This window comes from Marinobacter sp. ES-1, from assembly GCF_000475255.1.
Taxonomy (GTDB): domain Bacteria; phylum Pseudomonadota; class Gammaproteobacteria; order Pseudomonadales; family Oleiphilaceae; genus Marinobacter; species Marinobacter vinifirmus.
Window position 1 is genome coordinate 1 of the sequence record NZ_AXBV01000040.1, and the last position, 24,320, is coordinate 24,320.

Below are 24,320 nucleotides of genomic sequence, written 5' to 3' on the forward strand. Positions count from 1 at the left end.
CACGTTCGCCGGAATACGCAATCAGGCTTCAGGAAAGGCTTTTCGCCGGTATTGTCGTGGTCAGCCAGCACCTTGCCGTCGTGCTCGCGAACCTGGCCGTACATGGAGTGCTTGTGGAAGGTAGGCCCGAATTGCTCCAGGGTTTCTTTTACATCGCCGGTGTAGCGCGGGTCTTGCGGGCGCTCCTGGCTGTCCATGTAGAAGGCGATGTCCCAGGCTTCCTGGTCACTCAGGGAGTTGGGCTGGCCCAGAGGCATGTTGTTCTTGATAAAGCCGGCTGCGGTGAACAGGCGCACAATGCCTGCACCCCAGTTGTTGGACATATCGCCCCAGGGTGCCGGGAATACGGTGTGGCCATCTACGCGCAGGCCAGAGCCATCTTCCTGGTGGCAAACGGCACAGTTTTCCTCGTACAGCTTTTCACCGTTAGCGTAGCTGAGTTCCGCCGGGCGCTCTGGTGCCGGGAAGCCGCGGCCGTAAATGGGCTGCTTCGGGTACATTTCCACGCCGGTGGCCAGCCATTGATGGTAGGCAGACAGTGCCAGCATGTTGTCACTGCCGTATTCCAGCGGCTTGCCATTCATGGAGTAAGTAAAACAACCGGCAATACGTTCTTCCAGGTTGTTTACATGGCCATTCTTGCCACGGTAACCGGGCAGGGTAACGGCTGCTGGCCAGATTGGCGCGCTGAACGGCATGCGGCCTTCACCCAGGTGGCAGCTGGAGCAGTTCATGTTGTTGAACACGTTCTCGCCACGCAGTTGCTGGGTGTTGGTGAACAGATCGTAGCCCTTGCGGATGACCTTTTTCAGTTCCGGGTGGATGTCCGCTTCTTCCAGGTCTGCCATGGTAGGCGGAATGTGCACCAGCTGGTTTTCCTTCGGGGCCGGAAAGCCCATAGAGGTCAACTGATCGATGTAAGCCTGGTTTGTGTCTTCATTGGCCGCCAGGTTTGCCGAGAACGCAAAGGCTCCAGACAGGGCGACAGTAAGCAGTTTGCGCATCATGATAGGTGTCCCCTTATTTGCTGCCGGCGCTCTGGTTGGCAAGCCATACGGCTACCGCGTGAATGTCTTCATCGCTCATGCGTCGGGCGATGGAACCCATCAGATCCTGCGGATCGTTCTTGCGGGTGCCTTCTTTCCAGGCTTTCAGCTGGGTTTCGATATAACCGGTATGCTGGCCGGCAATGCCCGGGAATACATCACCGGCACCGCGGTTGCCAGGGCCATGGCAGCTTTTGCAGGAAACAATGTACTGGGACCAGTCGCCGCGTTCGGCCAGCTGCTGACCGCGCTTCAGCGTAGCCTCATCGGCATTTGCACCACCCTGGCCAGCCGTGGGTTCCAGTTGGCTGTAATAGGCAGCAACATCGGCAATTTTCTGGTCGTCCAGCATGTTCACGAACGGGGTCATGGTCGCGTTTACCCGAGTGCCTTTCTTGATGTCGTGAATCTGCTTGGCGAAGTAGGTGGCATTCAGACCGGCCAGCCGTGGCCAGGATTCTCCACCTTCAATGTGCATGCCGCTGCCGTCGGCCTGGTGGCAGGCAATACACAGGTTGGCAACTTCTTTGCCACGTTCAGCATCACCTTCGGTTGCAGCCAGCGCAAAGCCCGCATAGGCAGCCAGCCCGAATGCAGCCAGCGTAATCGGAATTTTTCTCACGGTCGGTAGCCTCTCTATTCTTATATATGTGCACTTAGTACTAAAAGTTATTTCGATATAGCTTGCACAAAGCGTGCAATTCTCGCTTGACGAAGGTCAACAATGCAAGCGGACTTATCCGAAAGGCTAATACGAGGATGCATGCGTCGGGAATTTCGTTTACTGTCTGAGATGCAAACCGGAAGTCAGCAAACATCTTTATAACGAAAAGCAGGGAGACTTATGGCGACCGTCAACCCTTCTCAGGAAGAGCTTAGGAAAGTTTTGCAAGAGACGCCAAAAGATCAGCCGGTAGTAATGCTGAATCTGCTTCGGTTTCGTGACCAGGCGGCCTACAAAGACGACACAGAAAACTGCTCGGGGCGGGATGCCTATAAGCGGTATATGGACGAAGCGGCAGAATGCGTGCGCTCGGTTGGCGCAGAGGTAATCTGGTCCGGCCGCAGTGTGGGTTCGCTGATTGCGCCGCCCGATGAATCCTGGGACCAGGTATTGCTGGTACGTTACCCCTCCATCAACGCCTTCCTGGCGATGATCGAAAGCCCTGAATATAAAGGTGTGGTGAAGCACCGTACCGCAGCGCTGGAAGACTCCAGGTTGGTGGCCAATGTTGAAGGCGCGCCCTGATCAGGCCAGCCAGCCGGATTGCTGGATCGCCATATAGGCAACGGTACCCACCGCAATAGAGAGCAGGGCATTACGCCGCCACAGGTGTACAGCTACCACCAGCAATCCCGGCAGTATGGCGTCCAGCCCCGGCAGGCTTGCGCTCCAGTTCGCGGAGCGCTGCAGGAATACGATGGCTAGCAGGGCCATAACCGCGGCCGGCAGAAACCGGCCAATATGCTGTAGCAACGGGTGTTCTGTGTGGCGTTCAAAAAACAGGAAGGGAACCACCCGGGTGGCAAAGGTTGCCGCCGCTGAAATGGCAATGAACGCGGCCAGGTAATAAGTGTCAGTCATGGCTGGCCTCCGCTGCCGGCAGACGGTTCTTGAGCTGGCGATACTGGATCAGGAGAATGCCGGTGACAATTGCGATCGCGAGGATCAGCTGATGAGATGGCCCGACCAGCACCATTGAGATTCCGGCGGCAAAGGCTCCGGCCCAAAGCGGGAAGCTGTCGCCCAGTGCTTTGATCTGTTCAATCGTCAAAACAATAAACAGCGCGACCAGCGCGAATTCAATGCCGGTGCTGTCGAACGCCACCATCTCTCCCAGCAGTGCGCCAATACCGCAACCAGCAATCCAGTAAGTCTGGTTGAACGCGGTAATGCGGAAGTCCACTTCCTGCTCGTGGTGTTTGTCTGAGGACAGCGAACGACTGGTAAGCAGGGAATACGTCTCGTCTGTCAGGCCGAAAATCAGATAGCCTTTACGCCAGCCAGCACCCCGGAACCGACCCAGCAGGGACAACCCGTAAAACAGGTGCCGGGCGTTCAACACAAACATGGCAACTGCCACCTCAAGCAGCCCTGCGTTGGCGGCCAGCAGGCTGACAGCAAGGATCTGCCCGGAACCGGCATAGATCACCAGGCCCATGAGCGGCGCGACCCACCAGGCATAGTCCAGCTGGGTGGTGAACAGCACCCCGAAGGCCATACCCAGTGGAATGTAGCCGAACAGAATCGGCAGTGTCAGGCGAAAGACGTTCTGGTTCATTAGCATCCAAACGTTACGAAAGCGGCGATGATAGTCAAAGCGCACAGGGTTTTGAAGAGCGCAAAAACCGAAAACCCCGTACCATACGCCCCGGACTGGAGGATTTATGACCGACGATACCGCTTATGTGCCCGATGAAGATCCGCGCCAGGAAAAGTTCGTAGTAGACGCAGACCTGCTTACCCAGGACCAGCTGGAAGGGCTGGCGGAAGAATATTGCACCCGTTACCACGGCCTGAACGACACCGAGAACCCGCTGGCGGAACGAAGCCGGGTACTTGCTGCTGTAAAACGGGGAGAGCTGGTCGTGTGGTTTGACCCGGTGGAAAATACAGCGGGGCTGGGTGCTCCTGCGTGATTTCCTGATTTTTCAGGCCACTAATGCCAAGGTGTAAGGGGCACTACCTACCCGAAGGCCGGTGTAAACGGTACAATCACCGTGTTTTTTCGTCTACCTGACTGCGAGGTGAGCTTTGATCAGGGTACTGGTTGTAGATGACCACGAGCTGGTGCGCTCCGGCATAAGCCGCATGTTAGCCGACAATCCCGATCTCGACGTGATTGGCCAGGCTTCATCCGGAGAGGAGGCCATCGAGTTTGTGCGAGAGAACCGACCGGATATCGTTCTGATGGACATTCGCATGCCAGGAATCGGTGGCCTGGAAGCCACCCGTCGTATCCTGCGCCTGGACGACTCTATTCGAGTGATTGTGGTAACCGCCTGCGCGGATGATCCTTACCCCTCCCGAGTGATGCAAAGTGGCGCCCAGGCGTACATCACCAAGGGCGCGGACATCCAGGAAATGGTGCGTGCCATTCGCAAGGCCCATTCCGGCCAGCGCTACATCAGCCCGGAAATTGCCCAGAAGATGGCGCTGAAGCAGCTGGCGGGTGAAAAGGACGACGATGGCGAACTGGCAAAGTTCGATCGTTTGTCTGAACGGGAAATGCAGATTGCCATGATGGTGGTGGATTGCCAGAAGGTTCAGGATATCTCCGATAAACTCTTCCTCAGCCCCAAAACCGTGAACAGCTACCGCTACCGGATTTTCGAGAAGCTGGAGATTTCCAGTGATGTAGAGCTGGCGCTGATGGCCGTACGGCTTGGATTGCTGGATGCCGACAAGGTCTGACCCCCAGCAAGGATCCGGGGAGTTCGACAGTAAAGACTTCCTGAAACAGCTTACTGAACGCCCCGGCGTGTATCGTATGTACGATGGCGCCGGGAATATTCTGTACGTGGGAAAAGCCCGCAACCTGAAAAAGCGGGTGAGCAGTTATTTCCGCAAGACCGGCCTGGCCCCGAAAACCGAAGCGCTGGTGGGCAAGATTGAGTCCATCGAGGTGACGATTACCGGCAGCGAAACCGAAGCCTTGCTGCTGGAACAGAACCTGATCAAGTCGCTGCGGCCGCCGTACAATATCCTGCTGCGGGATGACAAATCCTACCCCTATATCTACCTGTCGTCTCACAGCGACTATCCCTCGCTGACCTTCCGCCGTGGCCGCACCAAAAAGGGTGGCGGTACCTGGTTCGGGCCGTTTCCAAGCTCCGGTGCCGTCAAGGAAAGCCTTAATATCCTGCAGAAGGTTTTCCGTATAAGGTCTTGTAGTGAAAGCTATTTCAGGAACCGTAACCGGCCTTGCCTGCAGTATCAGATTAACCGGTGCACGGCTCCTTGCGTGGGTTACGTAACACCGGAGGAGTACCAGCAGGATATCCGCCACGCCACCATGTTCCTGGAAGGCAAGAACCCGGCCATTATCCACGACCTGATGAATGCCATGGAGCAGGCGGCCAGGAACCTGGAGTTTGAGAAAGCGGCTACCTACCGGGACCAGGTCAACCATCTTCGCCATGTTCAGGAGCAGCAATCCATTGAAGGCGAGGGCGGCGATGCAGATGTGATCGCCATTGCCCAGGATGCCGGCGTGGTGTGTATTGTGGTGATCATCGTTCGTGGTGGCCGGGTGCTGGGCACCAAGGACTACTTCCCGAGGTTTTCACTCGAGCAGTCAGAAGGGGAACTGCTCTCGGCGTTTCTGGGCCAGTACTACTTTGGCGGTGATACCCGCCGGGAAATTCCTCGGGACATCCTCGTGCCGGTGGCCGTGGAAGGGCAGGAACTGCTGGCCGAGGCCCTCAGCGAGGCCGCCAACCGGGAAACCCGTATTCGGGGCAATGTGCGGGGCGAACGCAAGCGCTGGCTGGAACTGGCCATGACCAACGCCCGGCAAACATTGCTTACCCACCTCGCCAGCAAGGAAACCGTGTATCGCCGTTTGCTGGCGCTGCGTGACCTGCTGGAGCTGGCTGAAACCCCGTCCCGGATGGAATGTTTCGACATCAGCCACAGCCATGGGGAAAATACCGTCGCATCCTGTGTGGTTTTCGACGAGAATGGGCCACTGAAAAGCGATTACCGGCTATATAACATTGAGGGCGTGAAGGCCGGTGACGACTACGCCGCCATGCGCCAGGTGCTGACCCGCCGCTACCGCCGGCTGGTGAGTGGCGACGGCAAGCGGCCAGACCTCGTTTTCATCGACGGTGGTAAAGGCCAGTTGAACATTGCCCGGGAAGTCTTTGAAGAGCTTGGGATTTCCGATATCCCACTGATTGGCGTGGCCAAGGGCGTTACCCGCCGCGCCGGCATGGAGCAGCTGATCGACGCCATGACAGACGCGGTATTCCGGGTACCGGCCGATTCTCCGGCGCTGCACCTGATCCAGCATATCCGGGACGAATCCCACCGGTTTGCTATTACCGGCCACCGGGCGCGCAGGGACAAGAAACGCCGGCAATCTACCCTGGAAGGCATCGAAGGGGTGGGGCCGAAGCGCCGCCGGGAGCTGATCCGCTACTTCGGCGGTATACAGGAATTACGTAAAGCCAGTGTGGACGAGATGGCCAAGGTTCAGGGCATCAGCAAGTCACTGGCAGAATCCATATACGCAGCATTGCACGACGAATAGGAATACCATGAATTTACCGAATCTGCTGACCATGTCCCGCATCGTGATGATCCCGGTGTTTGTGGTGATTTTCTACCTGCCGGTGCAGTGGAGTTACCTGGTCAGCGCCATCATCTTTGCCCTGGCCGGTGTGACCGACTGGCTGGACGGCTACCTGGCCCGCAAACTGAACCAGAGTACGCCTTTCGGTGCGTTCCTGGACCCGGTGGCGGACAAACTGATGGTGGCCGTGGCCCTGGCGGTGCTGATTGAAGAATACTCGGCAGTGCTGCTGACAATTCCGGCCACGGTTATTATCGGCCGGGAAATTGTGATTTCCGCCTTGCGGGAATGGATGGCAGAGGTGGGTAGTCGCGCCAGTGTCGCGGTGTCGTACATCGGCAAGGTCAAGACCACCGCCCAGATGGCGGCCATTGTCGGTTTGCTGGCGTTTCCTCCCGGTCAAATGCTGTCGTACGTTGCGATCGGCCTGCTTTACATCGCAGCCGGGCTCACACTCTGGTCTATGTTCCTGTACCTGAAAGCGGCCTGGCCGGATTTGTTCCCTTCAAAATAACAGGCTCAGGCGTCTGCCAGGCAATCCCGGCTCCATCGGGTTATGTCTGTCGAAAGCGCGGATGCTGCGCGAGAGAAGGCAGACATCAGGTCGTCCAGTTTTGCGCTGGCAGCCAGTGCCTCCTCGCGCTGATCCAATACGCACAGGCTTTTCCGGGAGAGGTTTTCCATCAGTTCGGTGTGCAGGTGTATGACCACCGTGGTGCCGTCTGCGTGGGTCTCGGCGTGAAAGCCGGTCAGTTCGGTGACCAGTGTTAACCCTGCCGTAGCCGGACTGGTGTCAGTCATCACGCTGGTGAAGCCGCCGCTCTGGCGAAATTCCTGAATCAGGTAATCCCTCAAAACCACGGGAATACTGTCGCGCCAGCGGGCGCCGGGCAGTGCCTGGAACTCGTAGGGTGTGGGTTTTACCAGAACCCGGGTACTGTCCAGCGGATCGGATGCCAGCGGAGTGTCCACCCGGAGCGCAGCAGGCCGGGGAGTATCGAACACTTCCCGTTCAGCGGGGGGTGCCAGTTCCATCAGGCGCGGTGCTTCAGGAATCGGGAACACGGTGCAGGCAGACAGGCCAAGGGCCCCGGCCAGTGCGAAAATGCCTCTGCGTGGCTTAGTCATTGCTGTACTCCTGGATTCGGCCGCCGCCCCAGATGGTGCCTCTCGGGTCTTGCTCAAGCCTGCGGGTAAACGAGTTCAGGTTGCGGAGGGTGCTGCGCAGCTCCCGTAAGGCCGGTGTGAGCTCGCCCAGGCCCTGAAGCCCGGAGTCCAGTGCACCTTCGTTATTACCGGTCACACGGTTCAGCCGGTCCAGGGTGGGCTGCAGGGTTGAGATGGCCTTATCCATAGACTCCAGTACCGGCGTAATCTGCTCGCCTAACACCACGCGCGCATGGTCAGAGGTGGCGGATACCTTTACGGCCGCTTCTTCTGCCCGAATCGCTGCTGCATCGAACTGCTCCATCAGTGCCATCATGTCATCCCGGCTTGCCAGCAGCGATTCGGTTGCCAGTCGGGTGTTGTCCAGAATGGTGGCTACGTTGCCCAGGTTTTCCTCATTCAACAGCTGGTTCATGCTGGTAAGCAGGCGCTCGGCCTTCGACAACATCGCTTCGCCGTTATTGAGCAGGTTGGAAAATGCAGAGGGCTCGGCACTGATCAGCGGTGGATTCTCACGGCCGCCTTCAAGCACCGGACTGTCCGGGCTGCCGCCGGTAAACTGCACGCTCATACTGCCGGTGATATTGGCCAGCACCAGTTCGGCACGGGTGTTTTCACGCACGGGAATGTCACTGCGAACCCGAACCAGCACACGAACATGGGCCGGGTTGTCGGGTGCCAGGGTCAGCTCCAGCACGTCACCCACCGGCACGCCGCTGTATAGCACCGCATTACCCTTGGACAGGCCGCCTACCGGGTGGTCGAAACCGATCTGGTAATAACTCCACTCCTGGTCTGCCGAGGACTTGCCTAACCACAGGGCGAACAGCAAGGCGGCGGTAACAGCCAGCAGCGTAAATAATCCGATAATGACGTGATGGGCTTTTGGCTCCATTAACCGGGCTCCTGTTCGGTCAGCCTGTTGTGTGCATCAATCGCGGCCCGCCCGCGGGGGCCGTGGAAGTAGTCCTGTATCCAGCTGTCATCTGTGCGGGATACGTTATCCAGGGTATCTGCCACCAGCACCTTGCGCTGGGACAACACTGCCACCCGGTCGCAGGTGGTGTACAGGGTATCCAGGTCGTGGGTGACCAGGAATACCGTTAACCCCAGGGCATTGCGCAGGGTGACAATCAGTTCGTCAAACGCGGCAGCGCCGATCGGGTCCAGCCCCGCTGTGGGCTCGTCCAGAAACAATATCTCAGGGTCCAGGGCCAGCGCCCGGGCCAGCGCTGCACGTTTCACCATGCCGCCGGATAACTCCGCCGGGTATTTGCGCGCCGCCTCGGGCTGCAAGCCGGTCAGGGCCAGCTTCATGCGGGCCAGCTCTTCCGCTTCGGCCCGCTTCAGCCCCGCGTGCTCGATCAGGGGCAGGGCAATATTCTGTTCCAGGTTCAGGGAGGTAAACAGAGCTCCGCCCTGAAACAGCACACCAAACCGCTGTTCATACAGCGAACGTTCCGGTGCTGACAGCTCTGTTAGATCCTGCCCGAATACCGTGATGTGGCCCGCCGTAGGTGTGTTCAACCCGACAATGCTGCGAAGCAGCACGGATTTACCCGTGCCGGATCCGCCAACCACGCCGAGGATTTCACCCGGGTAGAGGTCGAGGTCCAGGTCTTCATGCACAGAATGACTGCCAAAACGATTGTTCAGGCCCCGAACCTGAATGATCGGCTTTTGGCGCGTGTGGTTATCCCGCGTGCCCATGGCCATGCCTTACCAACCCATTTCCATAAAGAATAGCGCGGCTACGGAATCGAGCAGTATGACCATAAAGATAGATTGCACCACGCTGGAGGTGGTGTGCTCACCCACGGACTGTGCGCTGCCCGACACCTTGAAACCTTCCAGGCAGCCGATCACGGCAATCAGGAAGGCAAACACGGGTGCTTTACCGATACCCACCAGGAAATGTTTCAGGGCAATATCCCGCTCCACGATGGCCATAAACTGGCTGGGCGGAATATCCAGTGCCAGTGCACACACCACGGCACCACCAACCATGCCCGCCATCATGCCGACAAAGGTCAGCACCGGCAGGCTCACCATCATGGCCAGTACCCTGGGGACTACAAGCAGCTCCACGGGGTTGAGGCCGAGGGTACGGATGGCATCCAGTTCTTCGTTGACCTTCATGGCCCCGATCTGGGCTGTGAAGGCACTGGCGGTCCGGCCGGCCAGCAAAATCGCGGCTAACAAAACGCCGAATTCCCGCAGGAAAGAGAAGGCGACCAGGTCTACGGTATAAATGGTCGCGCCAAAGTCCTCCAGCACCGTAGCCCCCAGAAATGCGACCACAGCCCCCACAAGAAACGTGAGCAGGGCAACAATTGGAAGGGCATTCAGGCCGGTGTCGTGCACAGCGGCCACGAACGGCGTAAAGCGCCAGCGTTTTGGCCGTGGGAGTATGTAGAACAGGGTGGACAAGGTCTGGCCAATAAAACCGGACAGCAGCCATAACAGGCGGGTTAGCCGGGTGACCTTCTCTCCGGTGATTGCCAGCATGTTCAGCAGTGGATTAACCGTGGCTGGCGCGGGTGCGGATTCACACATGGATTCCGCTACGGCTTTAAGGAGTGCTTGCTGGGCTTCGGGCAGGGACGGCTGCTCCAGGGCGGTAAGCACCGGTTCCGCACCCAGCATTTTCACCATCAGGGACGCGCCCGCGGTATCCAGCCGGCCAAGGCGGGTAAATTCCGGCTTCAGTGAAGCGTTCTCTGCCTTGAATTGCGATACCTGCCGGTTCAGGGCCGGGTAATGGGCAAGGGTCCAGTCTCCGGCAAAGGTCACCGTATTGCCGGACAACTCAAGGGAGCCGGCAGGCTCGCCGGCTTTGGCTGTAGTAAGGCCTGAAGTTATCGCCACAGAATGAAAAAATCCCTGCCAGAAGTCTTAGCAAGCTTAAAGATTCCAGTTGCTGTCTGCCAGTATCTTTCGGTCTTCTTCATCATGGCTGGCCAGGATCAGGGTAATGCCGCTGGCCTTTTCCTGCAGTAACAAGTCCCGGATGATGGCCCTGGCGTCTGGGTCCAGCCCGGTCATGGGCTCGTCCAGCAGCAGTACCGGTTTGCGCCGCAGAATGGCGCGCAGCAGGGCAACTCGTTGCCGCTGGCCACCGGATAGTTCGCCGGGCAGGCGCGCACCAAAACCGCCGAGCCCGGTTTGTTCAAGACCCTGCTCAATGGCCGATTGCTGTTCGGGGGACAGCTTCATGCCCGGGTGCAGGCCGAGACCGATATTGGTGAAGACATCCAGGTGCTCGAACAGGTTGTGCTCCTGGAACACGCTTGTTACCGGTCGCTCCCAGGCAGGCAGGTTATGGATAGCTTGGTTGTTCCAGAGAATTTCTCCGCTTTTGGGTGCGAGAAAACCGGCAACCAGGTTCAGCAAGGTGGATTTACCGGTTCCACTGGCACCGCGTACTGCGAGGCAATGCCCGGCGGCGACCGAGAAGTGGAAGCGCCACTCCTCCGACTGATCCGGGTACTGGAAACACAGGTTTCTTAGCTCAAGCATGATGAGGCTCCGGAGCGGCGGCGGGGGCAGGCTCTGTGTTTGTGCCCGGGGCCGGCCGGGCAACCCGGGACAGCAGGGCGAAGAGGGTCACCAGTAATACAAGCAACCACAGCCCGGTGCCAGCCGCTTCGCTGATTCGGTAACTGCCCAGTTGCTGGTAAAGCAGAACCGGCAAAGTGGGCTGCCCGGGGCTACCGAACAGGGCAATTACCCCGAAATCTCCCAGCGACAGGGCAATGCCATAGGCCAGCCCCAGGGCGATTGGCCGGCGCAGCCGTGGCCAGTACAGCCAGCGCCAGCGATACCAGCCCAGGATGCCCAGCTGGTCCGCCTGGTTCAGGGTGTTCTTGTCGATGGCATTCAGTGGCCCACGCAGAACCTGCAGCACAAATGGAATGGCCATCAATCCGTTAATCAAAGACACCAGTACCCAGCCTTGGGCGCTATTCCCGAGCTGGGGCCGCAATAACAGGAACAGGCCGGTACCTAGCACCAGGGGCGGTACAATCAGCGGCAGGTAGCCCGTGGTAACCGGAATGGCTGCCAGTATCCGGTTTCCGGGTTTGTTGGCGGCCGCCAGTGTGAACAGGCTGGCGACAACCGCCCCCAGCCCGGCAGGAACAGCAATCAACAAACTTCGCCCTGTAGCGGGGAGCAGTTGTCCGTAGATAGATGGCATGGGTGAGGCCGGCCAGAGTGCCGGCAAACCGCGTAACGCGATGGCCAGCAGGGGAAGCGTCAGGAAAGCGGAAAAGATGCCCAGCAGCAACACGCGCCCCAGACCCTGCCCGGGGCTGTCTTTTAAAGAGACAGGTTCAGCAAACCGCCGATCCGGAAGCAGTGAGGACTCCAGCCGGTTCCGGAACACCAGCCACCACAGGCTGCCGCAAATAACCAGCTGAATAGTGGCCAGGATGGCAGCCTGGCCAAAATCGAATTCGAACCGCAACGCCTGGTAAATAGCCACTTCAAGGGTTGTGGCGCGAGGCCCGCCACCCAGGGTCATGATGATGGCGAAGCTGGTAAAGCACAGGGTAAATACCAATGCTGACACCCCGGGCACGACCGGCCGTAATGCGGGCCATCGAACGGTACGCCAGAGCCACCAGCCACTCAACCCGAGCTGGGAAGCAACCCGCAACCTCGGTGCCGGAACTGATTCCAGTGCTTGCAGAAGAATTCGTGCGGCCAGCGGTGCATTAAAAAACACATGGGCCAGTAAGATCCCATTCAGGCCGTAAAGGCTCCAGCCGTGATCAGGCAGCCAATCGTTCAGAAGACCGGTCAGCCAGCCCTGGCGACCGTACACCCCGATGATGCCTGAAACCGCCACTATGGTGGGAAGCACCAGACTCAGCTCCATTAACCGTAGCAGCAGGCTACGGCCGGGAAAATGGCTGAGCCGGGCCAGTGTCATGGCCACCGGCAGCGCAATGAGCAGGCTTAGAATGACCGATAACACAGCCTGCCAAACCGTAAACCAGACAACACCTCTTAAATAGCGGCTTTGCCACAGCTCTTCGAATTCCAGCGTGCCAGCTGTGTGAAGCAGTGCCCCCAGCCCCAGCAGCACCAGCCCGATCAAGGCCAGCGCAATGATCAGGCCCGGAGCCAGTTGCCACGCAGGGGCGCTGAATGGAGCAGGGCGCAGGGGTTGTGGTTGGTTGGCGGCCATTGGGTTCAGCGGGTCATGGCGTCCAGCCAGGCATTCACCAGTGAGCGGCGCTCACGGGCGACCTCTGCCGGTTCCAGATAGAGAGCTTTGGACGGGCGGATCAGCCGGTCAAATACCTCCGGCAACTCGTCACCAAGGTCGATAGCCGGATACATCACATTCTTCAACGGAATATGGCGCTGGAAGGCCGGCGACAACATGAACTCCATGAATTCCCGGCCGAGGGCCTGATTCTTCGAGCTATTCACCAGTGCGGCAACCTCGACCTGCAGGTAATGGCCTTCTTCAAAACGGGCTGCCTGGTAACGGTCTGTGTTATCGACCGCCATGTGATAGGCCGGAGAGGTACTGTAGGAAAGAATCATCGGGGCTTCGCCGTTCATGAACAGTGAAAAATACCCGTCACTCCAGCTCTGGGTCGTCGCCAGTACCTTGCCACTGAGTTGCTGCCATTTAGCGTGGGCGTCATCGCCATAAACCGCGTGCATCCAGAGCAGCAGGCCGAGGCCGGGGGTGCTGGTGCGGGGGTCCTGGATGATGATTTTCAGGTCATCCGGTGCATTGATCAGCTCTTCCAGGCTTGCAGGAGGTTCCGGCAGCACCTCGGTGTCGTATACAAAGGCGAAGTAGCCCCAGTCGTAGGGCACGAAGGTGTCGTCCTGCCAGTCGACAGGCAGCGCCAGGTTGTTCTGCGTCAGCGTGTGCGGAGCCAGTAATCCGGTTTGCCGGGCGGCTTCCATGGTGGCGGTATCCAGCCCCAACACCACATCGGCAGTGGTTGAACTGCCCTCCAGGCGCAGTCGCTGAAGTATATCGCCGCCGCTTTCCAGCACTGTATAGTTCAGCGTGCAATCACATTGCTCTTCAAATGCCTGCTTGACCGCGGGCCCGGGGCCCCATTCCGCCGCAAACGACGGGTGAGTATAAACGTTCAAAACCTGCGCAGGTTCGGCAGTAGCCGAAGCCGGGAGCAGGGCAGCGAAGAGTAGAGGCAAGCGGAAACGCATAGTGATTACACCTTGGCTATGGAGGGGGGCATGCCGCGGTAACCACTGGAAAAGTGGCGGCTCAATCCCTACGCCGGTATTAGCCGGGTCAGGTTCCGCGGGTATGGTCTCAGCCCTGTCGGGCACCCCGTTGAGTCTTGGCGATTCTAACACGCCTGCGTGGCAGCCTGTAATTTGTAACTTTGATTACGGTCTGTTTAAAAACTGTACAAAGGTGTCGGGGTTCTCATTATTTGCTGTTAGAATAGTGCAAATTTCAATCGGATAGACCGTATTCTTCACCTATAGAGGTAAGGTGCATGCCCAAGTATCGCAATCTGCTCAAATTTTGTACAGCAATGTCCGGCCTTCTTTTTTCAGTGCTTTTCGCCACCAGCACCCAGGCCCAGTCCCTGAATAACCAGCTTTTTGATCGCCTTTCCAGTGCAGCCCCTAAACTGAATCCATCGGTTCTTGAGGCGGCTTTCAAGGCAACCCAGTGCGCCATCAGCAATGGAACAGCGATGCCGGAGAGGCTTGCTGTTATTGATTTTTCCCTGCCATCCAGCGAAGAACGCCTCTGGCTGTTTGACCTGGCCGATGGCAGCCTGGTTCTTAGGGAGCTGGTTGCCCATGGTAAAAACTCCGGCGACCGCGAAGCCAGTGCTTTCTCCAACATTGAGGGCAGCCACCAGTCCAGCATCGGACTGTTCAAGGCGGCGGAATCCTACAGCGGTGCCCACGGCTACTCCTTGCGGCTGGACGGACTGGAGCCGGGCTTCAATGACCTGGCCCGCCAGCGCGCCATTGTCATTCACGGGGCAGACTACGTAGAGAAGAGCTGGGTGAACAAATACGGTCGCATTGGCCGCAGCCACGGCTGCCCGGCGGTAGACCGCGATGTGATCGCAAAGGTAGTAGACAACCTGAAAGGCGGCCAGCTGGTTTTCAAATACTACCCGGATGAAGAATGGCTGCAGGCTTCCAGCTACCTGAACTGCGACAGCGGCAACCAGCTTGCCGGTTCCCTTCAGGCGAACGCGGATGACGCCAGCCGGTCCTGACCGGTTTGGCTAAATTTTGTGCACATTAGCAATAAAAACAGAAACTTGAAAAAAGGTGTTGACGCGCGAAGCGTAATCCGTAGAATACGCAGCCGTTGAGGAGGCAACGCCTCTGAACGAAGAGCGGGAATAGCTCAGTTGGTAGAGCACAACCTTGCCAAGGTTGGGGTCGCGAGTTCGAATCTCGTTTCCCGCTCCATTTTCCAAGTCTCTCACGCCCCCTGAGAGCAAAAGCCAGATTCCAGGCTTACCCGGCGCGGTGGCAGAGTGGTTATGCAGCGGACTGCAACTCCGTGTACGCCGGTTCGATTCCGACCCGCGCCTCCATTTTTTCCTTACGAAAATCATCGGTTTATCCGAGCTTTATTGGCTGACTGCCTTTCGCTCAGGTACGTCTGACTGCGTTAGCATGCGGCCAACTACATACCCTGCTGCCACGCCGACCAGTGCTGAAACCGGCCCGATGAAGCCGCCTACCAGTCCACCAACAAACATCAGTACCACGCTTTTCATACAGACTCCTCCTGCCTTCCTGGCAACTGCATTGGTCCGAGTATAGGACATTGTGCCTGACTGTGGTTGACCCACCCGTGTAGCCTCGTCAAAATACTGTATATGCAAACAGTACTAGGTGTAAAGCATGTCCTGCATTCTGCTTGGTAACTACGAATCCGTCTCAAGCCTGAGCATCCTGATGTTTCTGGAGATGGGAGGCTGGGAGTGACGTCTGAATCTGCAGCATCCTTTGTAACGGTGAGACGACGGTTTGATTTTCGCAGCATTGAAGTCGGACGCTGGGTGACGCCCCAGGAGCGGGACCGGGCAGCCGGCCGGTTCGATCAGGCGCTGTGTGATTTGATGACGATCCTGCGAGGACCGGAGCCATTGATCTCCCTGAGGAGCACGCTGGGCCTGCAGTATGGCATCGGCGGCCGGCTGGGCGTGGCCGCGCACTACATTCCCGCCACCCGGCAACTGGCGCTGGCCAAGAACGCTGGTGCGGGTAGCCTGGCGCATGAATGGTTTCACGCCTTTGATCACTACATGGGAGGCAAAGCTTACCGGAATGCCGGACCGTGCGGCTTCGCTTCAAGTGCCTGGCTGAACAGAGTAAGCAGTAAACCGCATCCACTGAATGAACGGCTAGGCGCTTGCTTCCAGGCCATCATGCTGACGGAGGACGGCACAGCACCCAGCACTTTGTTCCGGGCCTCCCAGGTGGCTGATCAGCACTTGAAAACGGTTTATTACGCCAAACCGGAGGAGCTGTGCGCTCGCGCCTTTGAAGCCTTCATTGAAGACAGCCAGCCGCGTAACCGATTTCTGGTAAACGGAACCGTTCACTCTGATGAAGCCAAGGCGGGTCTGTATCCGCAGGGCGATCATCGCCAGCGGATCAATGACGCATACCAGCGCTACTTTGCCGCTCTGGGCGCTGCGCTTTACCGGGAACAGGCTAAGGCCGGATAAAAGGGGGCTCCATCCTTGTCTGTAAAAAATCTTAGTATGATCAACATAAGTGTAAATAAAGTGAAATTAGTGTAAACAAAGTTCTGGCGGGCGGAAGAAAGGGAAGGCAGGACTGAATTACGGCACGGTGGAAATAGGCCTGGACCTGAGGGAACAGCTGCGGAGCATTGAGCAGGTCAAGCGCAGAAGCCTGATGATTGCCGCTCTGGAAGTATTGGCAGCAGCTCTGTTCTCAATTGCTGCCGGTTATTACCTGGTCCGGCGACTGAAACACATCCGGCGTGTGCTAGGGCAGGTTAATAACGGTGAGTATAGCCAGCGGGTGACCGTTCCACAGCCCACGCGAAACCCTAAACAAAAGCGGACATTCCCCGTTCTCTGGATTTAACTGGTACAAGCGTGCACTGATAATTTGAGTGTAAACTTTTCACAGAGCCGGCAGCGTAATGGCGGCTGCGGAACTACAGATAAAACCATGAAAAATCATTGTTATCAGGGCTTGGAATCAGATTTGGACGGGGGAGATGGCGTTGGGGTTTAATAAGAATGCAAACTAATAAGCCGTGATACGGTTGCCGCCAGGAGGTAGATCCAGTTGACTTATTACATTGTCAAAGTCGCAGTGACCGCTATTCTGGTTGTCCTCATATCGGAAGTGTCGAAGCGCAGCTCGTTCATAGGCGCTGTGCTTGCGTCGGTGCCGCTGACGTCAGTCTTGGCAATGCTTTGGCTTTATTTGGATACCGGGGATGCAGAAAAGGTTAGCGAACTTGCAAGTAGTGTGTTTTGGCTGGTTTTGCCATCACTTTCTTTGTTTATTGCGTTACCGGTTCTGTTGGCACAGGGGCTCAATTTCTACCTTAGCCTGACAGCTTCAATCGGCATTACAGCAATCTGCTACTGGGTAATGGTGGTTGTCCTTCGGTACTATGGCGTGGGGCTTTAAATATCGTAGAACAAGGGGCTGTTGTTGGACGCATCTACGCTGGCGCTGGCACGCCGCAAAGTCAGGTAACTGCCAAGAGGTCAATTTCATTGCCTGAATTGAAAACGGTTGGTCTTTTTATCGTCACCGCTTTGGCAGAGATCGTGGGTTGTTATTTGCCTTATCTCTGGCTTCGAGAGGGTAAAACCATCTGGCTCCTGGTGCCAGGTGCGTTGAGTCTCGCAGCCTTTGCGTGGTTGCTTTCACTGCACCCCACCGCTGCTGGCAGGGTCTATGCTGCGTATGGTGGTGTGTATATTTTTATGGCAATTGTGTGGCTTTGGGCGGTCGATGGGGTTCGACCAACAGTTTGGGATTTAGTTGGTTTAGCTGTTGCGTTGGTGGGAATGGCGATCATCATGTTTGCGCCTCGCGCCACATAACCAACTGTTGTAGTTCGTTCCGGGCGTCCGGTCCTGCGCCCTGATGCCCATTTCGCTGCGGTACGTGGGCGCCACTATACCAGTGCTAATCGTCCTATCCGAATGACCGCTTTGCGACCTTGTGCAGCTGGGAGTCTTATAAATCACATGTGCCAAATTGGCACACTAAGTTGATTGGGGTCATTATGTGTGCCAGCATGGCATACATAGATTGAGCCCATGAATCACTTTCTATCAAGGAAGAGGGTTTTCTCAGGTTTCAGTCGAGCTTATCCCGCCATCGGTGAAGAATATTATGAACACACAAGGTAAAGACACTCGCCTGGTGGCCCGTGTCGATGAAGAAACGCAGAGACTTATTGCTCATGCAGCAGAGTTAACGGGCCGCAGCTTGAGTCAGTTCCTGATCTACGCTGCAAAGAAAGAAGCACAAGAGGCCGAGCGTCAGGCGCTACAAATCCAGGTTTCCCGGCAGAGTGCTGACCGTATGCTGGAGTTGCTGGATAACCCTGAGCCGATTAATCCAAAGCTTCGGGAAGCTGCACTCAACCACAGGAAGTTGGCTGGTGACTTTAAGAACCGAAGAAATCAGTAAAAAACACAATCGGCGAAAATTTGACTGCGGTAAGCCTGCGCTCAACGAGTTCTTGAAGAAAATTGCCCGGCAAAGCAGCCAGAAGATGGCGACACGGACTTATGTACTGGTTGAAGATGAGGTCGACCCGACGGAGATCCTCGGTTATTACACTCTTCTTCCCAGCACCATTGTCTTCCCCCAGGGACATCCCCTACAAAAGCGGTTTCCGTCGGATCCGCCGGTTTACCGGCTGGCACGGCTTGCGGTTGATAACTCTCTGAAAGGGTATGGATTAGGAGCGTACCTGCTGATCGAGTGCCTGAGGCGGGTTGTTGATGCGTCGATTTCAGTTGGCGGTATCGGCTGTGCGGTAGATGCCAAAGACGACGACTCAAAAAGATTCTACGAAAGGTTTGGGTTTGTTGCTATTGATGGCGTCGAGGGTGACGCTTTAGCTCTTTGGCTGCCTTTTGAACAATGTCTGGAAGCAGTCGAACTCTCAGAGGCAAGTGGACGGTAGTCGGGTTCCGCCGAGTTACTACGGATCTTTCTAAAAACTAGCATAGGGAAATGATAATGGATCAACCACATGAGTCTCGGCCGGAAAACGATATCCAGGAGCGATACACCGCCTGCCTCCTCGGCGGAGCCATAGGCGATGCCCTCGGTGCCGCCGTGGAGTTCATGTCCCGCGCTGAAATCCTGAGCCGCTTCGGCCCTGCCGGCATAACCGACTACGCCCCGGCCTACGGTGGCAAAGGCAAGATAACCGATGACACCCAAATGACCCTGTTCACCGCAGAAGGCCTGTTGCGGGGGCGAATGCGGGGAGTCAGTAAAGGCATTGCCGGGTTCGACCACACAGTTGCCAATGCCTATCTGCGTTGGCTTGCAACACAGGGCTACGAGTGTCGTGCGGTAACCGCAGAGAAAGACGGCTGGTTGTTTCAGCAGCCAGAGTTGCACAGCCAGCGAGCACCGGGCATGACGTGCTTGAGTGCGCTGCGGGATTACCCGGGTGTTCCAGAGACCGCCGGCAATGACAGTAAGGGGTGTGGCGGGGTAATGCGGGTTGCTCCGGTAGGGCTTTACTGGCGCACCTTCAACGGTAACTCCGGCTTGGAAAGGGTATTTGAAGATGGGTGTATGTGCGCCGGCCTCACCCACGGCCATCCCAGCGGTTATCTGACCGGTGGCGTACTGGCCGTTTTGATCTTTGAGTTATTGAACGACAAAACTCTTCTGGATGCTCTGGGTGCCGCCAAGACATTACTGGTTGCAGAGCGCGGTCACGAAGAGACATTGGCGGCCCTGGATAAGGCGGTTGAACTGAGCCAGTCTGGCAACCAGCACCATATCGCTATTCAGGAACTCGGCGAAGGCTGGGTCGCAGAGGAAGCACTGGCGATTTCTGTTTATTGCGCCCTGGTGGCTGAAAGTTTCGAGCAGGGCATTGTGCTGGCGGTGAATCACGATGGGGATTCAGATTCTACCGGAGCCATTACCGGAAACATTCTTGGCGCCATGCACGGCACCGGTGTGATTCCGCAGCGGTGGCTGGAGCCGTTGGAGCTTCGGGAGGTTATTTCGGTAGACAGCCGTTGGTGCCCGTCCGTATCAATGACCACCAGACGGGTGTAGCGGCCAAAGTGAGTCAGCAGGGTACTGAGCATGCCCCGTATCTGGTCTTCGTTCTGGTCAGACCAAACATCCTGATAAGGGTTCTGTGTCTGCCGTATCCGATCGAGGTGCTGCCGGACACTGGGGAACTCTGCAATCGCAAGGGCATGGTTGAGGCTTTCATTCATGCCTTGAAGCAAGGCATCGTATTCGGCTTCAAGCAGTGTCTTAGCCGTGAGGCGCGAGCTCTCAAACCGGGTTGTGGTGTTCGACCAGGTAATCGGGATGAGCACAAGGGTGACCAGCACAATGGCTAGAACACTTGCTATTACAAGGCGGTGGGTGAGGGACCTAGGTATCCTCATTCGTTGGAGTTGGCCGGCAAAATTTCAGGTAGTAAGCATAATTCGGCAAGGGGCATTGGTCGGGCAAACAGGCAACCCTGCAGAATGTCACAGTGCCGTCGGGCCAGGTCTTCTTGCTGCTCCCGCGTTTCGATGCCTTCAGCCACAACCATCATATCCATGTGGTGAGCCATAGTGATCACCCCTTGAACAATCGCAGCAATGCGTCGGTCTGTAGCCGTATTCTGTACGAAGCTTCGATCCAGTTTCACTTTGTGTGTCGGCAGGTCCCGCAAATAGCTCAGGCTGGAAAACCCGGTTCCGAAGTCATCCAAAGCCACGCGGATGCCCCGGTCTTTAAGAGCTTCCATCAACTTGATGACGTGCTCGACACCGTCGATCAATACACTTTCAGTGACTTCCAGTTCCAGTAACTGGGGCGAAAGGCCGGTCTCTTCCAGAATCCGGAAGACGTCGTCCAGAAATCCATCGCGAATAAACTGCAACGATGAAATGTTGACGGCCACACGCAGGCTGCGCTCCCGCCGCCCATTGAACTCGGCCATTTCCTGACAGGCTTGCCGAAGAACCCAGAGCCCTAGCGGTACAATCTGCCCGGTCTGCTCTGCCAGCGGGATAAATTCGGCAGGCGACACCATGCCCCGGACTGGATGGCGCCAGCGCACCAAGGCTTCCACACTTCGCATGCGCCCGGTCACAGCATCGACCAAAGGTTGGTAATACAGCTCGAACTGGTTTTCCTTCAGAGCTGTGTGCAGTTCATGGCGCAGTGTGACACTGTGTCGGGAGTGTTCGGCTTTATCCGCGCCATACCATTGCCAGGTATTGCGGCCCTGTCGCTTGGCCCGGTCCAGTGCCAGGTCGGCAAACTGCAGCAGTTGGTGGGGCTGTACGGCCTTATCACTGTTGCTTGCAATGCCGATACTGGCACTGATGTGAATCATTTGCTGATCCACTTCAATAGGTTCACCAAGGGATTGCAAAACCTTCTCTGCCAGTTGAATGATAGCGTTGCGGCCAGGGCAGTCAGGAAGAACAATACCAAATTCGTCCCCAACCAATCGGGCAATCGTGGCCCGTTCGGGCATCACGGCCTTAAGGCGTTGGGCTACAGCCTGCAAAATCCGGTTGCCGATCCGGTGTCCCAGCCCCTCATTGATTGGTTTGAATCCATCCAGGTCCAGATAGAACATAGCGAGCATGTCTGTCCCGGATGTATGCCCGAGAAGTTCTTCAAGGGTTTCGGTAAAAGCCGCCTGATTGGGCAGGCCGGTCAAGAGGTCGTGGGTGGCCTGGAACCGTATCTTGGCTTCCTGCTCTTTTTGCTGCGAGATGTCCTGCTGGATGCCTATAAAATGTGTGCATTCTCCAGTCGTATCCAGGACAGGCCGGATGATCAGGTGGTTCCAGAATGGAGTTCCATCTTTCCGATAGTTGAGCAGGGTGACATCAACATCCGTCTTCTGCTCCAGGCCGAGACGAACAGCCTTGATGGCCTTCGGATCCGTGTCTGAGCCTTGAAGAAAACGGGAGTTCTGGCCTAAAACCTCTTCTCGGGGGTAACCGGTGATCTCACAGAACGCTGGGTTCACGTAAACCACGGGATGATCTGGTTGTTGGGCATCCGCCATCAAAATCCCGTGGGGACTGGCTTCAATGCCTCGCTGCAACTGGTGCAGTTCTGCTTCTTGTGCTTTGCGAGCCGTGAGATCCCGGTGCCGGAGAATGGTCAGCGCTGCCAGTGCTGCACCACGGCTCAGGTTCCTTTGTGCACCGTTAGTGGGGGAGACCTCCGAGCGATAGTAGGATGCAAAGGTGCCCAACAGCGCGCCGTCGGCAGTCAGAATGGGCACGGACCAGCAGGCGCGGAGCCCTTCAGCTTCTGCAAGATGGTGGTACCCATCCCATTTCGGATCATTCTGGATATTATCCGTAACCACGGGATCCCGTAAATAAGCCGCCGAACCACAGGTTCCCTGATCTGGCCCAATTGGGATGTTCTGCATTTGATCCACGTAGTCCGGAGAGAACTGATTACTCGGCACCATGCTCAGGGTTTGCGTGTCGGGGTCACACCGCATAATAGAAACCAGGGCGCCGGGCATCATCAGCGAGACCCAGTCTGTGATCGCTGCAAGTGTTTCCTCAAGCGGGTGCTGCTGAGCGATCAATTCATGGATGTTTTGCTGCATTTCCAGCAGAGAAAAATCGTGAGACTGCATACCGAGGGTTACTCTGGGAACTAGAAAGGGCAGTGTCGCCACCACAAGCTCGGGGTGTGATGTGACTCACATTCTGTAGACGATCATGGTTTTCATCAATAGGTGTCGTGTGTCGTTCTTGTGAAAACTTGCAAAAGGGATATATCGATTTGTAATCAGGATAGAGAGGCAGGTTCCAACAAGGCAATCCAGGCCTCTAACTGTTAGTATTGGCGCCACCGGAACCGCATCATCAGAGTGTAACCCCATGACAACCAAAGCCTTCGAAGCCCTGGCCTGCCCGTTAGACGGCGAGCCGCTATATCGAGAATCTTCTTCCTGGCGTTGCGCCAATGGCCATAACTTTGATGTGGCACGGCAGGGGTATGTGCATTTGTTACCGGTACAGAAGAAGCGCTCGAAAGACCCCGGTGACAGCAAGGAGATGGTTGCGGCCCGCCAGCGTTTTCTTGGGGCCGGTTATTACCAGCCGATAGCCGAGGCGGTTTCAGCAGCGGTTTTGAAGGATGTATCGGAAGGCAGTCACCTTGATTGCCTGGATGCTGGCTGCGGTGAAGGTTATTACCTGCGCCAGCTGGCGTCTGCAGCGGGTGGCCGGGTGTCACTGGCGGTGCTTGGGCTGGATATTTCCAAGTGGGCGGTTCTCGCTGCAGCCAGGAAGGATCGGGCGCCGAGCTGGGTGGTTGGCAGCAATGCCAATCTGCCGGTGCAGCCTGCGTCCCTGGACCGGGTGCTTTGCACGTTCGGCTTTCCGGTGTATTCCGAGTTTGCGCGGGTGCTGAAACCGGGCGGCAAGCTGATTCAGGTGGATGCCGGGCAGGATCATTTGCGGGAGCTGCGGGAGATAATTTATCCGCAGGTGCGTGCAGAGTCGAAAAAGGTGGATGAGGTGCCGGAAGGTTTCCGTCGAGTGGAAACGCAGGATTTGCGCTTCACCCTTCATCTGGAAGGTGCGGAGCCGATTGCTGACCTGCTGGCCATGACTCCCCACCTGTACCGCGCCAGTGCCGAGGGCAGGGCGCGGGCGGCACAACTGGACAGCATCTCCCTGACGGTCGATGTGTGCCTGCAAACCTTCGAGCGTTACGCCCCGGCAGGCTGATCGGCGCCGTCCATTCCGATGCGGGTGCCACGGGCTTTCAGCCGGTAAAACTCTTCAACAATGCCGGCCATGGCTTCCGGGCAGTATTCCCGCAGGCCGCCCAGCATCAGGCGCTTGGATACTTCGCCGGCGGTTTTGCCGGATGATATCAGCTGATAGTCCAGGGTTACGTTGCCCCGTTTGCCCGCCACTTCCAGGTCGGCCTTGCTTAATTCCAGGTCCGGTTGCTGGAGTTCCAGCTGGTTCAGGGCCAGGCTCATGCTTTCGTACATCACCATCGGGCGATCCGGGTTAAACATCACCCCGTGGGATTCCATCAACGGCTTGAGGGTGTGAGGAAAGTTTTTGCCGGAAGCCGCCACGTAGCAGCGGGTAAATTCCTCGATGACCCGTTCATCGCGGGTAATGTCGCCGCTGCGGGTTACCTCCAGGTACACCTTGCCACCCTCATCGACCACTTCGATGGTGCCGCCGTTGTCGCTCTCGCGGAATTCCAGTGGAACCTCGGCGCCCAGGAGGTTGCGAAACCGGAAGGTCATGTTTTCAGACAGCCCGAAGCGGGACACCACAAGCGCGAACAGGAGGTCTCCGGGCACACAGAAACGCCGGGCATCCGGATCGTGGATGGGGTTGAAGTCGCCGGCCACTTCCTTGGCAAAGAAACTGGCCTGGGGTGCGGTAATAACGATGCGTCCGTCCTGGACGGAAAAGAACTGTTCTGAAAACATGCTTTGCCTTTTCTGATTTGCAGCAGCCGGGGGAATCTGGCCGATAGTACAATCCGCGGCCATTCTATGCCTCGCATGGCCAGACCGGTAGCCCGACCATGGTACTACGCA

27 protein-coding genes, 2 tRNA genes and 1 riboswitch are annotated in these 24,320 nt (G+C 57.1%); of the genes, 15 read left to right on the forward strand and 14 right to left on the reverse strand.

The features are described 5' to 3' along the window. Both Q668_RS07305 and Q668_RS07310 read right to left on the reverse strand, forming a co-directional pair. The coding region (locus Q668_RS07305) for a c-type cytochrome (RefSeq protein WP_022988950.1) at positions 1–1,007 on the reverse strand (1,007 nt) is incomplete at its 3' end. 13 nt (positions 1,008–1,020) lie between these two features. Then, positions 1,021–1,668: a c-type cytochrome gene (locus tag Q668_RS07310; RefSeq protein WP_022988951.1), complete on the reverse strand. Its 648-nt coding sequence runs from the start codon at positions 1,666–1,668 to the stop codon at positions 1,021–1,023. Between the two features lie 222 nt (positions 1,669–1,890). Between Q668_RS07310 and Q668_RS07315 the strand changes: the two genes are divergently transcribed. Continuing rightward, on the forward strand, positions 1,891–2,295 hold the full coding sequence (locus tag Q668_RS07315) for a DUF1330 domain-containing protein (protein ID WP_036219418.1): 405 nt from the start codon (positions 1,891–1,893) through the stop codon (positions 2,293–2,295). On the opposite strand, the gene Q668_RS07320 is transcribed toward Q668_RS07315, so the two are convergent. Further along, positions 2,296–2,631: a branched-chain amino acid transporter permease gene (locus Q668_RS07320; protein ID WP_022988953.1), complete on the reverse strand. Its 336-nt coding sequence runs from the start codon at positions 2,629–2,631 to the stop codon at positions 2,296–2,298. Next, entirely contained in the window at positions 2,624–3,328 is a 705-nt protein-coding gene (locus tag Q668_RS07325) for an AzlC family ABC transporter permease (protein ID WP_022988954.1), read from the reverse strand. The genes Q668_RS07320 and Q668_RS07325 overlap by 8 nt, the downstream gene beginning before the upstream one ends. A gap of 106 nt (positions 3,329–3,434) precedes the next feature. Here Q668_RS07325 and Q668_RS07330 point away from each other — a divergent pair, with 106 nt between their 5' ends. The 4 genes from Q668_RS07330 to pgsA all read left to right on the forward strand — a co-directional run bounded on the left by Q668_RS07330 (position 3,435) and on the right by pgsA (position 6,860). Then, positions 3,435–3,686 (forward strand): hypothetical protein, encoded by a 252-nt coding sequence (locus Q668_RS07330; RefSeq protein WP_022988955.1) that lies wholly within the window; start codon positions 3,435–3,437, stop codon positions 3,684–3,686. Between the two features lie 115 nt (positions 3,687–3,801). After that, the gene (uvrY, locus tag Q668_RS07335; RefSeq protein ID WP_022988956.1) at positions 3,802–4,461 is read left to right on the forward strand and encodes a UvrY/SirA/GacA family response regulator transcription factor; all 660 of its coding nucleotides are present in this window, start codon (positions 3,802–3,804) and stop codon (positions 4,459–4,461) included. Further along, complete coding sequence (gene uvrC / locus Q668_RS07340) at positions 4,445–6,304, forward strand: excinuclease ABC subunit UvrC (RefSeq protein ID WP_036219419.1); 1,860 nt, start codon at positions 4,445–4,447, stop codon at positions 6,302–6,304. Before uvrY ends, uvrC begins: the two co-directional genes overlap by 17 nt. A 7-nt stretch (positions 6,305–6,311) precedes the next feature. Next, entirely contained in the window at positions 6,312–6,860 is a 549-nt protein-coding gene (pgsA, locus tag Q668_RS07345) for a CDP-diacylglycerol--glycerol-3-phosphate 3-phosphatidyltransferase (protein ID WP_022988958.1), read from the forward strand. Between the two features lie 5 nt (positions 6,861–6,865). Here pgsA and Q668_RS07350 read toward each other — a convergent pair whose 3' ends face one another. From Q668_RS07350 to thiB, 7 genes are all read right to left on the reverse strand, one after another. After that, positions 6,866–7,474 (reverse strand): ABC-type transport auxiliary lipoprotein family protein, encoded by a 609-nt coding sequence (locus tag Q668_RS07350; RefSeq protein ID WP_022988959.1) that lies wholly within the window; start codon positions 7,472–7,474, stop codon positions 6,866–6,868. After that, positions 7,467–8,408: an MlaD family protein gene (locus Q668_RS07355; RefSeq protein WP_022988960.1), complete on the reverse strand. Its 942-nt coding sequence runs from the start codon at positions 8,406–8,408 to the stop codon at positions 7,467–7,469. The genes Q668_RS07350 and Q668_RS07355 overlap by 8 nt, the downstream gene beginning before the upstream one ends. Continuing rightward, on the reverse strand, positions 8,408–9,229 hold the full coding sequence (locus Q668_RS07360) for an ABC transporter ATP-binding protein (protein ID WP_022988961.1): 822 nt from the start codon (positions 9,227–9,229) through the stop codon (positions 8,408–8,410). Before Q668_RS07360 ends, Q668_RS07355 begins: the two co-directional genes overlap by 1 nt. 3 nt (positions 9,230–9,232) lie before the next feature. Further along, entirely contained in the window at positions 9,233–10,321 is a 1,089-nt protein-coding gene (locus Q668_RS07365) for an MlaE family ABC transporter permease (protein WP_036219425.1), read from the reverse strand. Between the two features lie 96 nt (positions 10,322–10,417). Next, positions 10,418–11,032, reverse strand: coding sequence for an ATP-binding cassette domain-containing protein (locus Q668_RS07370; protein WP_022988963.1), 615 nt, complete (start codon positions 11,030–11,032; stop codon positions 10,418–10,420). Further along, on the reverse strand, positions 11,025–12,707 hold the full coding sequence (gene thiP, locus Q668_RS07375; protein WP_022988964.1) for a thiamine/thiamine pyrophosphate ABC transporter permease: 1,683 nt from the start codon (positions 12,705–12,707) through the stop codon (positions 11,025–11,027). The genes Q668_RS07370 and thiP overlap by 8 nt, the downstream gene beginning before the upstream one ends. Before the next feature lie 5 nt (positions 12,708–12,712). After that, positions 12,713–13,714, reverse strand: a complete 1,002-nt coding sequence (gene thiB / locus Q668_RS07380) for a thiamine ABC transporter substrate binding subunit (protein WP_022988965.1) — start codon at positions 13,712–13,714, stop codon at positions 12,713–12,715. A 48-nt stretch (positions 13,715–13,762) separates the two neighbouring features. Then, positions 13,763–13,854: riboswitch (TPP riboswitch) on the reverse strand. Positions 13,855–14,052: 198 nt separating this feature from the next. Here thiB and Q668_RS07385 point away from each other — a divergent pair. The 3 genes from Q668_RS07385 to Q668_RS07395 all read left to right on the forward strand — a co-directional run bounded on the left by Q668_RS07385 (position 14,053) and on the right by Q668_RS07395 (position 15,084). After that, on the forward strand, positions 14,053–14,757 hold the full coding sequence (locus tag Q668_RS07385; protein ID WP_094625143.1) for a murein L,D-transpeptidase catalytic domain family protein: 705 nt from the start codon (positions 14,053–14,055) through the stop codon (positions 14,755–14,757). Positions 14,758–14,880: 123 nt separating this feature from the next. Next, positions 14,881–14,956, forward strand: a tRNA-Gly gene (locus Q668_RS07390). 54 nt (positions 14,957–15,010) lie between these two features. Further along, positions 15,011–15,084, forward strand: a tRNA-Cys gene (locus Q668_RS07395). A 36-nt stretch (positions 15,085–15,120) separates the two neighbouring features. Here the strand turns inward: Q668_RS07395 and Q668_RS17200 are convergent. Beyond that, positions 15,121–15,270, reverse strand: coding sequence for a hypothetical protein (locus Q668_RS17200; RefSeq protein WP_022988967.1), 150 nt, complete (start codon positions 15,268–15,270; stop codon positions 15,121–15,123). A 207-nt stretch (positions 15,271–15,477) separates the two neighbouring features. Here Q668_RS17200 and Q668_RS07400 point away from each other — a divergent pair, with 207 nt between their 5' ends. The 6 genes from Q668_RS07400 (at position 15,478) to Q668_RS07430 (ending at position 19,813) form a co-directional block, all read left to right on the forward strand. Next, positions 15,478–16,227 (forward strand): CLCA_X family protein, encoded by a 750-nt coding sequence (locus tag Q668_RS07400; RefSeq protein WP_036219420.1) that lies wholly within the window; start codon positions 15,478–15,480, stop codon positions 16,225–16,227. Between the two features lie 595 nt (positions 16,228–16,822). Beyond that, complete coding sequence (locus tag Q668_RS07410) at positions 16,823–17,173, forward strand: DUF3147 family protein (protein WP_022988970.1); 351 nt, start codon at positions 16,823–16,825, stop codon at positions 17,171–17,173. 89 nt (positions 17,174–17,262) lie between these two features. Beyond that, on the forward strand, positions 17,263–17,595 hold the full coding sequence (locus Q668_RS07415) for a YnfA family protein (RefSeq protein WP_036219421.1): 333 nt from the start codon (positions 17,263–17,265) through the stop codon (positions 17,593–17,595). A 295-nt stretch (positions 17,596–17,890) separates the two neighbouring features. Then, positions 17,891–18,190 (forward strand): DUF1778 domain-containing protein, encoded by a 300-nt coding sequence (locus Q668_RS07420; RefSeq protein WP_022988972.1) that lies wholly within the window; start codon positions 17,891–17,893, stop codon positions 18,188–18,190. After that, a complete protein-coding gene (locus Q668_RS07425; protein WP_022988973.1) occupies positions 18,162–18,692 on the forward strand; it encodes a GNAT family N-acetyltransferase in 531 nt (176 codons plus the stop codon). Before Q668_RS07420 ends, Q668_RS07425 begins: the two co-directional genes overlap by 29 nt. Before the next feature lie 56 nt (positions 18,693–18,748). Continuing rightward, positions 18,749–19,813: an ADP-ribosylglycohydrolase family protein gene (locus Q668_RS07430; protein ID WP_022988974.1), complete on the forward strand. Its 1,065-nt coding sequence runs from the start codon at positions 18,749–18,751 to the stop codon at positions 19,811–19,813. A 340-nt stretch (positions 19,814–20,153) separates the two neighbouring features. Here Q668_RS07430 and Q668_RS07440 read toward each other — a convergent pair whose 3' ends face one another. Beyond that, a complete protein-coding gene (locus Q668_RS07440; RefSeq protein WP_022988976.1) occupies positions 20,154–22,379 on the reverse strand; it encodes a putative bifunctional diguanylate cyclase/phosphodiesterase in 2,226 nt (741 codons plus the stop codon). 247 nt (positions 22,380–22,626) lie between these two features. On the opposite strand from Q668_RS07440, the gene Q668_RS07445 reads away from it, so the two are divergent. Further along, positions 22,627–23,481 carry a putative RNA methyltransferase gene (locus Q668_RS07445; RefSeq protein ID WP_022988977.1) on the forward strand — a complete coding sequence of 285 codons (855 nt, stop codon included), beginning with the start codon at positions 22,627–22,629 and terminating at the stop codon, positions 23,479–23,481. Here Q668_RS07445 and Q668_RS07450 read toward each other — a convergent pair. Then, complete coding sequence (locus Q668_RS07450) at positions 23,463–24,209, reverse strand: DUF3581 family protein (RefSeq protein WP_022988978.1); 747 nt, start codon at positions 24,207–24,209, stop codon at positions 23,463–23,465. The two genes, Q668_RS07445 and Q668_RS07450, sit on opposite strands and share 19 nt — an antisense overlap. Positions 24,210–24,320 lie beyond the last annotated feature (111 nt).